Origin of the sequence: Clostridium sp. AF29-8BH, from assembly GCF_003478145.1 — a bacterium.
GTDB lineage: Bacteria > Bacillota > Clostridia > Lachnospirales > Lachnospiraceae > Otoolea > Otoolea fessa.
The window spans coordinates 103,406-119,540 of the sequence record NZ_QUEL01000001.1; the positions used below are offsets into that span (position 1 = coordinate 103,406).

11 protein-coding genes and 1 pseudogene are annotated in these 16,135 nt (G+C 47.4%); 11 read left to right on the forward strand and 1 reads right to left on the reverse strand.

Annotated elements, in window-relative coordinates; translation table 11 throughout:
- Positions 1-14: 14 nt before the first annotated feature.
- The 5 genes from DWZ16_RS00440 to DWZ16_RS00460 all read left to right on the forward strand — a co-directional run bounded on the left by DWZ16_RS00440 (position 15) and on the right by DWZ16_RS00460 (position 6,836).
- On the forward strand, positions 15-851 hold the full coding sequence (locus DWZ16_RS00440; protein WP_118467916.1) for a sugar phosphate isomerase/epimerase family protein: 837 nt from the start codon (positions 15-17) through the stop codon (positions 849-851).
- Positions 852-1,019: 168 nt separating this feature from the next.
- Positions 1,020-3,083, forward strand: a complete 2,064-nt coding sequence (locus DWZ16_RS00445) for a hydantoinase/oxoprolinase family protein (protein ID WP_118467918.1) — start codon at positions 1,020-1,022, stop codon at positions 3,081-3,083.
- 1 nt (position 3,084) lies between these two features.
- On the forward strand, positions 3,085-4,863 hold the full coding sequence (locus tag DWZ16_RS00450) for a hydantoinase B/oxoprolinase family protein (RefSeq protein WP_118522070.1): 1,779 nt from the start codon (positions 3,085-3,087) through the stop codon (positions 4,861-4,863).
- Positions 4,860-5,858 carry an SIS domain-containing protein gene (locus tag DWZ16_RS00455; RefSeq protein WP_118472095.1) on the forward strand — a complete coding sequence of 333 codons (999 nt, stop codon included), beginning with the start codon at positions 4,860-4,862 and terminating at the stop codon, positions 5,856-5,858. Before DWZ16_RS00450 ends, DWZ16_RS00455 begins: the two co-directional genes overlap by 4 nt.
- A gap of 240 nt (positions 5,859-6,098) precedes the next feature.
- On the forward strand, positions 6,099-6,836 hold the full coding sequence (locus DWZ16_RS00460; protein ID WP_118467923.1) for a GntR family transcriptional regulator: 738 nt from the start codon (positions 6,099-6,101) through the stop codon (positions 6,834-6,836).
- A 245-nt stretch (positions 6,837-7,081) separates the two neighbouring features.
- Here DWZ16_RS00460 and DWZ16_RS00465 read toward each other — a convergent pair.
- Positions 7,082-8,109, reverse strand: a pseudogene (locus tag DWZ16_RS00465) (3-deoxy-7-phosphoheptulonate synthase).
- 548 nt (positions 8,110-8,657) lie between these two features.
- Here DWZ16_RS00465 and DWZ16_RS00470 point away from each other — a divergent pair.
- From DWZ16_RS00470 to rpoN, 6 genes are all read left to right on the forward strand, one after another.
- Complete coding sequence (locus DWZ16_RS00470; protein ID WP_117796365.1) at positions 8,658-9,146, forward strand: TRAP transporter small permease; 489 nt, start codon at positions 8,658-8,660, stop codon at positions 9,144-9,146.
- A complete protein-coding gene (locus tag DWZ16_RS00475) occupies positions 9,147-12,509 on the forward strand; it encodes a TRAP transporter large permease subunit (protein ID WP_118472093.1) in 3,363 nt (1,120 codons plus the stop codon).
- 221 nt (positions 12,510-12,730) lie between these two features.
- Complete coding sequence (locus DWZ16_RS00480) at positions 12,731-13,351, forward strand: cob(I)yrinic acid a,c-diamide adenosyltransferase (RefSeq protein WP_333489812.1); 621 nt, start codon at positions 12,731-12,733, stop codon at positions 13,349-13,351.
- 14 nt (positions 13,352-13,365) lie between these two features.
- On the forward strand, positions 13,366-13,899 hold the full coding sequence (locus DWZ16_RS00485) for a hypothetical protein (RefSeq protein WP_118467928.1): 534 nt from the start codon (positions 13,366-13,368) through the stop codon (positions 13,897-13,899).
- Positions 13,900-14,197: 298 nt separating this feature from the next.
- Positions 14,198-14,536 (forward strand): DUF1292 domain-containing protein, encoded by a 339-nt coding sequence (locus DWZ16_RS00495; RefSeq protein ID WP_022358993.1) that lies wholly within the window; start codon positions 14,198-14,200, stop codon positions 14,534-14,536.
- Positions 14,537-14,626: 90 nt separating this feature from the next.
- On the forward strand, positions 14,627-16,129 hold the full coding sequence (gene rpoN / locus DWZ16_RS00500) for an RNA polymerase factor sigma-54 (protein ID WP_118522071.1): 1,503 nt from the start codon (positions 14,627-14,629) through the stop codon (positions 16,127-16,129).
- The last annotated feature ends 6 nt before the right edge of the window (positions 16,130-16,135 follow it).

Below are 16,135 nucleotides of genomic sequence, written 5' to 3' on the forward strand. Positions count from 1 at the left end.
AGGAAGTGAGGGTCATGGTGCAGATATCAAAGGAACGATTTGCACTGGGGAGCTATCAGTATCTGCGGTATCCGTTCGAGTACTTTCTGGATACGGCTGTTTTACTGGGAATGCAAAATGTGGAACTCTGGGCAGCAGGTCCGTCCTTCTGTCTGGATACGATGGACGAAGCGCAGCTGAAAGAAAAAGCTGCTCAGATTCGGAGCCGTGAGCTTTCAGTATGCTGTATCACGCCGGAGCAATGCCAGTATCCGGTCAATCTGGCAGCAGAAGATGAAAAAATACGTGAATATAGCATACGCAATTTTGAACGTGCATTTTATGCAGCAGAAATATTGAACTGCCCAAAGGTGTTGGTTTCAGCTGGATGCGGTTATTTCAACAAACCAGTGGAGGATGCGTGGAAGCGGAGCGAAGAGAGCCTGCATCGTTTGTCAGAAAAGGCTCAGAAAATGGGTATTTTACTTGTGCTGGAGACATTGACACCTCTGTCTTCGAACGTGCTGAACACGCCGGAGCAGCAGAAAGAGATGATTTCCCTTATGCCTTCAGGAAGCATGAAGCCTATGCTGGATATAGGACAAATGGTTTATATGGACCAGAAGATAGAACGTTACTTAGCCCATGGAGCAGAATTATCACATATTCATCTCCATGATTCCCACCCGGCGGTTCACATGGCCCTTGGGGATGGGGATCTTCCCATCTGTGAATATCTGGATATTCTTGAATCAGCTGGATATAAGGGAATGTATGCGCTGGAGCAGAATGATCCGAGGTATCGCTCTAATCCAAGGCAGGCAGATATACAGAGCATAAGGTGGCTCAAAAAGCATGGAATTTTTGATTGAAAAAGTATTGACAAATGACGGAAAGAAGAGTATGTTATCAGTAAAGGAGATATGACGTTATATAACAATATAAACTGTATGATGTCAATATCCTGAAAAGTCCGGATGGGTAAACGACCATACCCGGAAGGTGCAGCTTGAAAAATACACTACATAGGAGGAAATACTATGTCATATATGATTGGCGTAGACGTTGGAGGAACGTTTACAGATTTTTCTGTTTTTAATCAGGAAACAGGTGAGTTGTTCAATTACAAGGATAGTTCCACACCGGCGGATCCGTCCAGAGCAATTGTAAAGGGCGTTCAGGATGTATTAGAGATTAAGAAAGCAGCTCCGGAAGAAGTTAGTTATCTGGCACACGGTACAACCGTAGGAACGAACGCATTAATCGAGAAGAAAGGTTGCCGCCTTGGCCTTATTACTACCAAAGGATTTAAGGATCTGATGGAAATCGGAACCCAGAGACGTCCTTCTCTTTACAATCTTCAGGCACAGAAACCGTATCCACTGGTTCCGTCCGGTTTAAACTGTACGGTAACAGAGAGAATCCGTTACGACGGAAGTGTTGAGACTCCGCTGGATGAGAACGAAACAAGAGAGGTCGTTCGATACTTAAAAGCACAGGGTGTGACAGCAATTGCAGTTTGTACTTTGTTCTCATTCATTAATCCGGTTCATGAAGAAAGAATTGAAGAGATCATTCATGAAGAGTTCCCGGAAGCATACGTTACGATTTCCAGTAAACTGGCACCGGAGTTCCGTGAGTTCAGCCGTATGAGTACAACGGTTATGAATAGTTATCTGGGACCGGTTATGGAAAAATATGTAAATAATTTCCGTGATTCCATTGCGAAGCTTGGTATTCAGGTAGAGCCCTATGTAACCCAGTCCAATGGTTCCATCATTTCAATAAAAGAAACCATCGACTGCCCGATTAAGACAGCATTGTCCGGACCGAGTGCCGGTGTTATCGCAGCTGCATATATTGGCAAACAGTGCGAAGCAGACAAGATTATTACCTTTGATATGGGTGGTACCAGCGCAGATATTTCCTTAATTGAAAATTATACACCGCAGGTATCGAATGAGCGTTATGTAGAAGGATATCCGGCCAGAATCCCGATGATTAATATTATTACCATCGGTGCCGGCGGCGGTTCCATTGCAAAGATTGATGAAGGCGGTGCCTTAAAGGTAGGACCTAAGAGTGCGGGTGCAACACCTGGACCGGCCTGCTATATGCGCGGCGGTGAGAATCCTTGCGTAACAGATGCCAATATTGTTCTTGGCAAGCTGAATCAGAAGAAGATTCTTGGCGGCAGAATGTATGTAGATATTGAACTGGCTAAAAACGCTGTCAAGACAAAAATTTGTGATAAATCCAATCTGGATATGAAACGTGCAGCGAACGGTATTATCACAGTCGTAAATTCCAACATGGTTCGTGCAATCCGAAGCGTATCCGTAGAAAAGGGATATGATGTCCGCGAATTTAGCCTGATGGCATTCGGAGGCGCCGGCCCGCTTCATGCATGCGAGGTGGCAAAAGAACTGGGAATGAAGGAAGTATTGATTCCGCCGCATCCAGGTACTCTTTGTAGTCTCGGACTTCTTCTGGCAGATACAAAATTCGACTTATCCAGAACTAAGATCATGAATGGTGAAGCCGGAAACTTAGATGACATCAATGAGCAGTTTGATAACATGGTAGAGCAGGGAACCGGTCTTCTGGATAAAGAAGGTGTTCCGGCAGACAGACGTTACTTTGAATTTGCCGTTGATATGCGTTATCAGCGTCAGAACTTTGAGATCAGCATTCCGGTTCCGGCAGGAAAGATGACGGAAGAGACTTTGAAGAAAGCACTGGCTGATTTCCATGCAGAGCATAAGAGAAGCTACGGCTATTGCAAAGAAGATGCGATTGTACAGTTTGTAAGTTATCGTGTATCCGCTATCGGCGTTATCGATAAACCGGACCTGAAAGCAGCAGAGCTTCATCCGGAGGCACCGATTCCAGAACCGATCGAAGTTCGTCAGGTTCTGTTCCAGAACAGTGATGAGTATGTTGAAACACCGGTCTATTTAAGAGATAAATTTGTTCCGGGTCAGTCGATTCCTGGTCCGTGCATCTGCGAACAGATGGATACTACGTTAGTGGTTCCGAAAGGATGGGTCATCCACGTAGATGGATATCACAACTTAAAGATTCATGATGAGGAGGCGAAGTAAGATGGCAAAACAGATTGATACCGTAACAGTTGAGGTTGTCCGCAATCTTCTGATGTCCATTGCTGAGGAGACTTATGGAATTATTGTCCGCAGTGCATATTCTACTAATATGAAGGAACGACGCGATGTGTGTACTGCAGTCATTGACCCGGATGGAAATAGTGTTGCCCAGGTGGAAAGTTTAGCAGCACTTTTAGGCTCGATGCTGAGTGTAGTTCCGAATATTTATGAAAAATTCGGAAAGGAAAATGTTCAGCCGGGTGATATGTATATTGCCAATGACCCGTATCATGGCGGCGGCAATCATCTGCCGGATATCGTAATCGCAGCACCGGCCTTCGTGGGAGATAAACTGGTTGGTTGGATTGCCAATATTGCGCATCATTCAGATATCGGCGGTAAGGTACCTGGTTCTACATCCGGAGATGCAGATAGCTTATTCCAGGAAGGTATCCGAATTCCGGTAATCCGTATCCGCCAGAATGGAAAACTGATTCCGAGTGTTATGGATCTTCTTCTTGATAATACCAGAGTTCCACAGGAAAGAGAGGGCGACCTGACCGCACAGATGTCAGCAAACCTGATCGGTGTACAGAGAATTCAGGAAGCTTATGCCCGTTATCAGGATGATTTGATTGAGTGCATGAAAGAGCTGGTAGGCTATTCGGAGCGCCGTGTCCGTGCAGTCGTTGCAGAACTTCCGGATGGAGAATACAGCTATACCGATTATGTGGATGGCTGCGGTGACAAATATCCGGATCCGCTTCCGATTAAAGTGAAAATCACCATTAAGGGTGATGACCTGACAATTGATTTTACAGGAACCGCTGAGCAGATTAAAGCACCGATCAATGTGCCGTACCCTTGTACGAAAGCAGCCGTATTCTTCTCCATTAAGGCATTAATGGGAGATGATATCCCAGCCAATGAGGGAATTAACCGTGCGATTAAGATCATTGCACCGAAGGGCTGTATCGTAAATCCGACAGAGCCAAGTCCGATTGGTGCACAGATTGACTGCCAGCAGCGAATCCCGGATGCAATTTTCGGAGCATTGGCACCAATCTTCCCGGATACCGTAGTAACCGCTGGTAATGGTGCTTGTACAACCACCATTTTAGCAGGCGAAGGCGCAATCGGAACAGACAGTGTGTTTATTTTCCACGAGGTTATTGCCGGAGGCGGCGGTGCTTCGAAGGAATTAGATGGTTTATCTGGTGTTCAGGTAAACATGACCAATACCTCTAATATGCCGATTGAGGCAACCGAGATGGAGTTCACAAAGATTCTTGCCAGAAAATATGAACTGAAGGAAGATACAGGCGGTGCCGGCCAGTTTAGAGGCGGTCTTGGTATCGAGCGTGAGTTAGAGATGATGCAGGATGATGTGGCATATACCGGATTAGGTGATCGTCATAAATTCCATCCATGGGGATTAGATGGCGGTAAAGAAGGCGCTGCCGGTGCATTCTACCGTGTAACTCCGGATGGAACTATCACAAAAATGGGACACAAGACAACCAGTTTTCCGTTAAAGAAGGGCGATATCATCCGGGTTGAAACTCCTGGTGCAGGCGGATATGGTGATCCGATGAAGCGTGAGCCGGAAAAGGTATTAAAGGATGTCATTGAGAAAAAGGTGTCTGTAGAGGCAGCGAAAAAAGATTATGGTGTGGTTGTTGTGTCAGATGGAGTTCATTATCAGGTAGACGAACAGGCAACCAAAGCCTCAGAGGATAAGATACGGCAAAACGTAAGAAAGAGAGGATTAATTCTATGATTAAAGGTATGCAGGAAGTCATCGATGTGATGACAAAAGCCAAAGCAGATCTGGATAAAAATGGCGGATTAAAACAGGTTATTTTCGTGGCTTGCGGAGGATCCTTTGCATCCTCCTATCCGGCACGGTTTCTGTTAAATCAGGAGAGTTCTCTGCGTGTTCAGGGATATAACAGCAGTGAGTTCGTGAATGCAACTCCGAAGAATGTAGATAAGAATACACTTGTGATTGGAACCTCCACTAAGGCAACGGCAGAAACCGTGGAAGCATTAAAGGTGGCAAAAGAAAAAGGCGCCGTTACGGTTGGTTTATCCGGATATGCAGATTCTCTGACAGCGCAGACGGCTGATTATTATATTACCTACTATCATGCAGATGAGTGGTATAAGGATCCAACCTTGGTTCATTACAACAGCCAGGGCACGGCGTTAAAGATTGCGTTCTGGCTCTTAAAAGAATATGACAATTATGAGGCATATGACAAGGCTCTGGAAGGATTCGAGAAGCTGGAAACAATTTACGGAAAAGCATATACAGATGTACGTGCGGAGGCAGCTAAATTTGCCATGACCTACAAAGATGATACTGTATGGAATGTAATGTCAAGTGGTGCAGCCTGGGAGGTATCCTATTCAGATGCATTCTGCTTCTTTCAGGAGATGCAGACCGTACACTGTGTTCCGATTCATTCCGGTGAATATTTCCATGGTGCTTTTGAAACCTGTGACAAGGATCTTGCCATTCTCCTGTTCAAGAGCATTGGACGTACAAGACCGGTGGATGAGAGAGCAGAGCGCTTCTTAAATCAGTTTGGCGGCCATCATTGGGTTATCGATGCAGAGAAGCTTGGCTTAGGCGAACTGGATGAGAGAGTCGCAGAATACTTCAATTCACTTCTGTTCCATCCGATTTCCAAGCAGTTTATTTCAGCAATGGCAGATGTGAGAATGCATCCGATGACATATCGCCGTTATATGTGGAAATTTGATTATTAATAGTTGATGTAAAAACAAAAACATAATATGAAAGCAGGCCTGCAATCGTGTAGTTATTGTGGGTCTGCTTTTTTCTTTTTTTTATACCGAGTAAAAATAATGCAATTTCTTTGTTAAAATAACGAAAAAAGCTTGTAATGGAACAATACAAATAGTATGATAGTGTATATAACATTATATATCATTTTGACTATATAGATGTAGGGCTCAATTATTATAAAGAATGAAAAGGAGAAGGGTATGGAGATAAATACAAATCCAAACAGCATAGTTCCATTATATGCACAGATTGTGGAGAGTTTGAAACGAGATATTGAGAATGGGGTTTATAATGCAACGGAACGAATTCCGGCAGAGGCAGAGTTAGCAAAACAGTACAATGTGAGCCGGATCACAGTTCGGCGTGCAGTGGATGATCTGGTGAGCCAGGGCCTTGTGGAAAAGAAGCAGGGAAAAGGAACCTTCATCTGCCGACAGAAATTCGCGAAGGATATAAAAAATCTCCAGAGCTTTTCAGAAATGTGCCGTCATATGAATATGAAGCCTGGGGGACAGATGCTTGAAAATAAGCTGGTTCTGGCAGATGACAAGATTCAAAAACAGTTAAATCTGGAACCTGGATCCTATGTAGTTTATATTTCGCGTCTGCGTACAGCGGATGGGGAACCGGTAGCCATTGAGAAGAACTATTTCCCGGTAAAATATTCCTTCCTTCTGGAAAAGCAGTTTAATGATAATTCTCTGTTTGAGTGCCTGCAGGAAGAAGCCAAGGTAAGAGTTGCTTCTTCAGAGAAGCGGATTGAATTATGCCGGGCCACAGCTGAAGAAGCAAAACTGATGAAAGTTAAGAAGGGAACTCCGCTTCTTTATATTAAGAGTGTGACATATACATATGATAGAGAGCCTCTGTATGCAGGAGTACAGCTTTTTAATGGCGAAACCTGTTCTTTTTATGTATGTGAATCAATTGAACAATAAACCTAATATTCATTAATGCAGCAAATCGGATTTTTATTGCATCGAAATGGTGAATCTTAAGAATTTCTTCATAATTTATTTAAAGAGAATACAAACATTTTGGAGATAGGCATGATATACTATAACCATAATAAATGCATGATACAAAAGATTTAATCCTTTAACCTTTTTGAAATCCGAATTCCTAACGAAAAAAGTCCGGCGGAGCTTTTCCACCGGACTTTTTTTCTGCATATTTCTATATTTTACAATCCTTCAGCCATTTCATACAGCAGACGCTCGGAATCATCCCATCCCAGACACGGGTCGGTGATGGATTTTCCGTAGATGTGTTCGCCAACTTTCTGGTTGCCTGGTTCGATGTAGCTTTCGATCATGACGCCTTTGACGAAATTACGGATATCGTCGGAGTGACGACGGCTGTGGAGTACTTCCTTGACGATACGGATCTGCTCCATGTATTTTTTGTTGGAGTTGGAGTGGTTTGCATCGATGATGCAGGCCGGATTCTTCAGATCACGCTCGTTGTAGAGGTCTAAGAGCAGCTTCAGGTCTTCGTAGTGGTAGTTCGGCAGGCACTGGTCATGCTTGTTGACAGCACCACGCAGGATGGTGTGGGTCAGCGGGTTGCCCTGTGTCTTTACTTCCCAGCTGCGTAGATGAACTCATGACCGTGCTGTGCTGCGTGTACGGCGTTCAGCATGACGGAGAGTGCGCCGCTGGTCGGATTCTTCATGCCGACCGGTACGTCGATGCCGCTGGCAACGAGGCGGTGCTGCTGGTTCTCAACGGAACGTGCGCCGACTGCAACATAGGACATAACGTCGGAAAGGTAGGTCAGGTTCTCCGGGTATAGCATCTCGTCTGCGGTCGAGAAGCCGGTTTCTTCGATCACACGCATGTGAAGTTTGCGAATCGCGATCAGACCCTGGTATAAGTTTGGCTTACCTTCCGGATTTGGCTGGTGTAAAAGTCCCTTATAGCCGTCACCGGTTGTTCTAGGTTTGTTGGTATAGATTCTAGGAACCAGAATCAGTTTGTCCTTCACTTTCTCCTGTACCTTGGCAAGACGGTTTACATAATCAATAACCGCATCTTCCCGGTCAGCAGAGCACGGACCAATGATGACAAGAAACTTGTCGCTGTCGCCTGTAAAGACGTCACGGATAGCAGCGTCCTTTCGAGCTTTTTCTGCGGCCAGCTCCGGTGCCAGTGGAAACTGTGCACGAATCTCGTCCGGGGTCGGCAGCTTGCTGACATATTCAAATCCCATGAGTTTTATCCTCCTGTATTGTCTAAAAGATTTTCGCACTTTAAAGCGTATGATGTTTATTATAGTATAGAAAAATCAAATCATCAATAGGTTGAGGGAAAAGAATTTTATTTCTTTTATGCTATTTTTATGTGGCTTTTATAAAATAGACCGTAGTCTATAAAAATGGTTGACGTATTTATTAAAAAAGTGTAGAATATATTCCATATCAGCAATATTTAATTTTAGTTTGATATAGTTCCATATGAAAACGGAACCGTTCATGCCTCGATTGACTGAGAGCAAGGGCGCGGCGGTCACTGTTTTTGTACGAATCCCGCACAAGCGGGAGCAGCGTTTGTTTGTTTGGTGCTGCATATGTTTGCGTGTTTTCCGAGAAAAACAGAACATTTAGCAGAAATCTGGCACTTCATTCGTCCCTATTATCTGGGGGCGTTTTTTTATGCCTTAGGAAATTGTGTCCTATGACACAAAAACGTTCAGATGAATGCGTACAGCCGACAGAAATGTGGAAAAATGAGATACTTATTTTAGGAGGAGAGCGCAGTATGAATGGATATAAAAAGCTGATGGATATTGTGGCGATGGTTGAGAAAACCGTGCTGGTAGTCACGATGCTCCTGATCCTTGTACTGACGGTGGGAAATGTATTTTCCCGTAAGGTGATTCACCAGTCCTGGTCCTTTACAGAGGAGCTGGTTGTTGCCATTTTCGTATTAATTACGCTGCTTGGCGCGGCGCTGTCTGCGCGTGAGGGCGGATTGGTAGGCTTAAATCTGGTAACAGAGCGTCTGCCGAAATCAGCAAAGAAGCCGGTTGTGATTCTGATTACGATCTTTTCGGTTCTCTTTATGGGAATCTTATTTTACTATGGCATGGACAAGGTACTGGCGCAGCTTGCGAACCAGAAACGTACCTTTGTGCTGAACTGGCCGGAGTGGATCTTCTGGTCCTTTGTACCGATCGGTTCGGCGTGCATGATTCTTCATTTTATCGAGTTCTGTCTCGATGAGTGTACGAAAAAGGAGGACAAATAAATGGTTAGCGCAGTTCTTTTTATTACCTTTTTCGTATTATTGGTGCTGAATGTGCCGATCTCCGTCTGTCTGGGACTTTCTTCCGCAGCGGCGATCCTGTATTCCGGTACTTCTTTAACGATTGTAGCGACGAATATTTACTCCGGCATCAGTAAATTCCTGCTGCTGGCGATTCCGTTTTTCGTATTATCCGGAAATATCATGGCGAAGGCGGGGATTTCCACGCGCCTGATCCGTTTCGTTGACACCTGTGTCGGTCACAGAAAAGGCGGCATTGCGAATGTGTGTATCATCGTAGCCTGCTTCTTCGGCGCGATCTCCGGTTCCGGTCCGGCGACGGTAGCGGCCCTGGGTGCGGTCCTGATTCCGGCGATGATAGAGCGGGGCGGTTTCTCCGCAGCCTTCTCGACGGCATTGATGGCAACTTCCAGTTCCATCGCGATCGTCATCCCGCCGAGTATCGCGTTTGTCGTATACGCGTCGATCACAGGTGTTTCCATCGGAGATATGTTTATGGCAGGCATCATTCCGGGTATCCTGATGGGTCTGGCTCTGGTAGTTGTCGTTATGCTGGAGGTACGCCGCAATCATGTCGTGCCGTCCAACGTAGAGAAAGCATCCGCAAAAGAGCGCTGGAACGCATTTAAGGATGCATTCTGGGGATTTTTGATGCCGGTCATTATTCTGGGCGGTATCTACGGAGGCATCTTTACACCGACCGAGGCGGCAGCCGTATCCGTTGTGTACGGTCTGTTTGTCGGTATGATTATTTATAAGGAAGTAAAATTTAAAGACCTGTGGGAAATTCTGATTGATTCGGCAAAGACCACCGGCGGCATCATGCTGATCGTAGCGTGTGCGTCGCTGTTCTCCTTTGTCTGCACCCGTTTCGGTATTTCGACGGCTGCTTCCGAACTGTTAGCAAGAGTGGCAGGCAACCAGTTTACTTTCTTGCTGATTTGTAACATTATTTTCCTGATCGCGGGCTGCTTTATTGATGCAAATTCTGCGATGTACATTTTCATCCCGATCATGTTGCCGGTCTGCAAGGCACTGGGCTACAACGTGATCGCATTTGGTATCATGGCAACGGTCAACCTGGCAATTGGTCAGGTAACACCTCCGGTCGGTGTCAACCTGTTTGTCGCGATCGGCATCAAATTAAGAGACGGTATCCGCGTAACGCTGCAGGAGATTTCCAGGGCAGTCGTTCCGATGGTAGCCGCTTCCATTGTTGTTTTACTGATAATTACTTATATTCCGCAGATTTCGACCTGTCTGCCGGCGGCACTGGGAAGTGCGGCAGCCATTGAAAATGGCGAGACAGCCGGAGGCGACAGCGGAACCACCCAGACAGACAATGACGATTTCAACACGATCGGCGATTACAGCGATCTGGATTGGGCGGATATGACCTGGAACTTTACGTGTTCCACAACCGAGACAAGCACCTGGGCACAGGCGGGACGCAAGTTTGGCGAGCTCATGGAGCAGGCGACCGGCGGCAAGGTCAAAGTAGATGTTTACGCAGCCGATCAGCTGACCGGTGGAAACCAGTCTGAGGGCATCCAGGCACTGATGAACGGCGATCCGGTGCAGATTTCGATGCACAGCAACCTGATTTATTCGGCATTTGACCCGCGGTTCAATGTTGTATCACTGCCGTATCTGTTTGATTCTGTTGAGACAGCGGATGCAGTCTTAGATGGTCCGGCGGGCGACAAGCTGGTTGAGCTCCTGGAAAGCTATGGCCTGCATTGTATGGGTATGGCGGAGAATGGTTTCCGTCAGCTGACCAACAGTGAACATCCGGTTCGTTCCGTGGAAGATTTGAAGAACCTGAAGCTGCGTGTGGCTGGTTCGAACCTTCTGATGAAGTGCTATGAGCTGTGGGGCGCAGATGCGACCAATATGAACTGGTCCGAGACGTATACGGCGCTGCAGCAGGGCACGGTAGACGGGCAGGAGAACCCGCTTCCGGCGATTGATGCGGCGAGTGTACAGGAAGTACAGAAATATGTTTCCCTGTGGAACGCAAACTATGACTGCCTGTTCTTCTGCATCAATCAGAAGCTGTATGACAGCCTGACACCGGAGCAGCAGGCGGTTGTTGATGAGGCAGGCCGTAAGGCAGTTGCTTACGAGCGTGAGATCAACCGTGCAGGCGATGAGGAGATTCTGGATCGCTGGCAGACTAAGAACGGTGTGGAGGTGCTGAAATATGAGGATCTCGACATCGAATCCTTTAAGAAAGCAGCTGAGCCGGTAACGGAATGGTTTATCGGAGAACTGAAAACCCAGGGCTTTGATGATGCAGAGGATCTGGTAAACACCTTTACTGAAAATGCGGCTAGTGCAGTTAAGACGGCGGGCATTGAAAATTCTTCGACCTATCAGGTGGAAGATCACAGTGACCTAAACTGGCCGGAAATGACCTGGAACTTTACGTGTTCCACGACAGAAACCAGTACCTGGGCACAGGCAGGACGCAAGTTTGGCGAGCTGATGGATCAGGCAACGGGAGGCAAGGTCAAAGTAGATGTTTACGCAGCGGATCAGCTGACCGGTGGAAACCAGTCCGAGGGCATCCAGGCGCTGATGAACGGAGATCCGGTGCAGATTTCGATGCACAGCAACCTGATTTATTCGGCATTTGACCCGCGTTTCAACGTGGTATCGCTGCCGTATCTGTTTGATTCAGTGGAGGACGCCGACGCGAAGCTGGACGGCGAGGCAGGTCAGAAGATGGATGAGATTCTTTCTTCCTATGACCTGCATTGTATGGGTATGGCGGAAAATGGTTTCCGTCAGCTCACTAACGGCGTGCGCCCGGTTCGTTCCGTGGAAGATATGAAGAACCTGAAAGTGCGTGTGGCTGGTTCAAACCTTCTGATGAAGTGCTACGAGCTGTGGGGCGCAGATGCGACCAACATGAACTGGTCCGAGACTTACACGGCATTGCAGCAGGGGACGGTAGACGGACAGGAGAACCCGCTTCCGGCGATTGATGCGGCAAGCGTACAGGAAGTACAGAAATACGTTTCCATGTGGAATGCAAACTATGACTGCCTGTTCTTCTGCATCAACCAGGATATTTACGACAGCCTGACACCGGAGCAGCAGGAGGTAGTCGATGAGTGCGGCAAACTTGCCGTTCAGTACGAGCGCGAGATCAACCGCGCAGGCGACGATGAGATCCTCTCCAGATGGCAGTCCAAGAATGGTGTCGAGGTCATCCCGTATGAGGATCTGGATATCGATTCCTTCAAGGCGATTGTAGAACCGGTAACCGAGTGGTATATCGGGGAATTGAAAAAACAAGGTTATAAGGATGCGGAAGAGCTGGTTGCTGCATTCAAATAGGAAAATTAGAAGTTTGAAGTTAGAAGTTTGGTAAAATTGAATCATTGAGTTTGGTTTTCTGGCGGTTCTGGTCCTTGGGATCAGACCGCCAGATTGCGTATATGGGGAAATTTACGTTACTGGGCACGTATGCGTGAACAGTAAGATGCCAAATATTTCAATGTAAATTTTCAATCGGGCAAATATTGTGGTTGGCAGTTTGATATGATAAGATAGTTGGTATGAGTGCGATGAAAAGCGAGATAAATAAGGAAGAAAAGGAAAAATATATGGGATGTGTACATCTGTACTGCGGCGATGGAAAAGGAAAGACGACGGCGGCGATCGGTCTGGCGGTCCGGGCGGCAGGAACGGGAAAACAGGTAGTTGCTGCCCGCTTTTTAAAAACGGACCAGTCTGGGGAGGTGGAGATTTTAAAGCGGCTCCCGGAGGTGACGTTGATTCCCTGTGAAAAAACATTTGGATTCACGTGGAAAATGACCGATGAAGTGAAGCAGGAGGCAGCGGATTATTATAAAAGTATGTTTGAGACAGCGTGCCGTGAGGCAGTGAAGCGGTGTGGGAAAACGGAGGATTCAAGAAGCAGGAAAATACAGAATAATGAAACCTGCGATGTTCTGCTGGTGTTGGATGAGGTCTGCGCTTCTCTTTCTTCGGGACTTTTGGAGCTGGTGGATATAGTGGATTTTCTGGATCACAGACCAGCGGGGCTGGAGGTTGTGATGACGGGGCGGAAACCGCCGGAGGAGCTGCTTTTGCGGGCTGATTACGTGACAGAGATGGAAAAAATCAAGCATCCGTTTGACCGGAAAATCCTGGCGCGGCGGGGAATTGAATATTAGAGAGGGGACTCTGAATGGGATTTATAAAGAGAAAGCATCGTCCGGAGTACGCTGCAGTGCAGCGGGAATGGGCAATGTGGGTAAAACAGATGGAAAAAACACTTCCGGGTTACGGGGAGCAGAATGAGGCATTGCACTGGATGGTACGGATTCTGACGGGGGTGCGGGTTCTGTACTGCCTGTTTTATCTGATTATGACATTTGTCTATGGAATGGAGAAAACAAATGCGGTCATGACGCTTTTGGGACCGTTTATTTTTTATGGCTGGTATATGCTGATGCTGCGGGAGAGCCCGGTGCTTACGGTGTTGATGCTGATCGGGCGTGGGGCGAGTATCGTGTGGGGCGGCGTATCGCTGCTTCAGATGAGCTGGTGGCTGCCATTTCCGCTGGTTTTCATGCTGGTGACGGCGGCGGCAATCGAATTTATCGAGGCGGTATTCTGCATCTATATGCTGTTTAACCCGCTGGCACGGCACACAATCCGCTTAAACCGGGCATTTGCACGTGGAATGCGCGTACAGGTGCCGGATGAGGGGCTGGAATAGATGGCGGCGTATCGGAATGAAGCGGCGATACTGTACACGGGTAGGCACTTTTGGAACCGAAAGTGCCGTAAGAAAACGTGGCGGCAGCAGGAATTTTCCGTATTTAAATGCGAAGCCACGGCAAATTCCGTTACTGGGCACGTATGCGTGAACAGTAACGAGGCGGCAGATGAAGAGGACAATGAGGAAGTCAAGTCTTGATTTTTACAGAATACTCTGATACAGTGGAGTCAAGACAGGATTCCGCCAACGGATCTTGTGGGACGTAGAAAAGGCATAGAAAAGAAAGAGGTAAAATATGGCAGATAATAAGAATATGACGCAGGAAGAGATCGACAACGGCGAGGAGATGACCGTGACTCTGACATTGGATGACGGCAGAGAGATTGAGTGTGTTGTTCTGACGATTTTCCCGGCAGGCGGCAAGGATTATATTGCCCTTCTTCCGATGGATGACATCGAGGCAGAGGACGGAGAGGTATATCTGTACCGTTACAGCGAGGATGAGAACGGACAGCCGAACCTGGAAAACATCGAGGACGACGATGAGTATGAGATCGTGGCAGATGCGTTTGACGAGCTTCTGGACGAGCAGGAATATGATGAGCTGGTCGGCGAGGACGAGCTGGATCAGTAATTAGGCAGGCAAAAGACAGGACGCCCAGGTACTTCGCAGGCAGAAACGGCGAGGCATCTGGGCGTTTTACATCTTTTCAGGGGTGGTACGATGGAACTGAAACAGGAGTTAAAGCTCAAACAGACCTTGTCCCAGAAAATGATACAATCCGCAAATATTCTTCAGATGGGGCAGATAGAGCTGAAAGAGTACATAGAAGAGATGGCGCTGGAAAATCCAGTGGTGGATCTGGAAGAGCGGGAGCCGGAGAACGGACGGCTGGAAGAAAATGGAGAGCTGAACGAGAAAATCCGCAGATTTGAAGAACTTGCCAGCCTTGACCGCCAGAACCAGACCTATTATCAGGATGAGGAAGAAGAGGCGGGGCGATTAGAGCCGGGACGAAGCCAGGATGGGCTTTTGGAATCGCTTCTGGAACAGGCGTGTATGCTGCATCTGACGAAAAGAGAAGAAAAAATATTCCGCTATATGATCAAAAATCTGGATGCAAGCGGATATCTCAGCGTGAATTTTGGAGAACTCTGCGCTGGGCTGGGAATTGAGGAGACAGAAGGGGAGCGTATCTGGAAAAATTTTGGCAGGCTGGAACCGCGCGGGATCGGGGCGCGGTCGCTGAAGGAGTGCCTGTTGATGCAGTTGTCTTACCTGGCAGAGGACGGCAGCGTGGTGATTGATATTGTTCAGAATGAAACGATGCGAACCGAAATGCTGGCAGCACATATCATTTCCAACCATCTGGATCTGCTTGGAAAAAACCAGATGAAGCAGCTTGCCCGTGTATGCTCCTGCAATCTGGAGGAAGTGCTTCTGGCAGCAGCGCGGATCCGGGAGCTGAATCCCAAACCAGGAAGCGGATATGGGGATGAGAGCTATGATAAATATATCGTACCAGATATAATTATTACCCAGACGGAACACGGATTTGAAATGCAGCTTTCCGATGAGACACTGCCGCAGATTGCCATCAATCCGTATTATCTGTTATTGATGAAGCAGAAAGATACCGAGACGGAGGCAAAGGACTACATTGAGGAGAAAATCCGGCAGGCTGAATGGGTCTGCCAGTGCATTGGGAAGCGCAACCAGACATTGTTGCGGCTGGCAGAAGAGATTTTGTGCGTACAGGGGGAATTTTTCGCAAAAGGAAGTGGAAAACTGGCTCCGTGGACGCAGAAACAGGCGGCTAAATCGCTGGGGGTCAGCGAGCCGACGCTGAGCCGGACAGTGCGTGAAAAATATCTGCAATGCCGCTGGGGGATCTTTCCGCTGTCATATTTCTTTTCAAGACACATGGCTGCGGGGGGATTCGGGATGACGGATAAGGGAAGACTGGCAGATCGGGAAGAGGCGGCGAATCAGGAAGAAACGGCGGTTCAGGCAGAAGTGGTGAATCGGATGGAAACAGGCAAAGATCCGCGGGAGGCAATCCGCCATCTGATCAAAACGGAAAATCCGAGAAAGCCGTTCAGCGACCGCGTGCTGTCAGAAAAACTGGCGGAAGCGGGGATCACGCTGTCGCGGCGGACCGTGGCGAAATACCGGGAAGAAATGGGAATCCGGGATGCATCCGGGCGGAAGTGCTTTGGTATCTGACAGAAA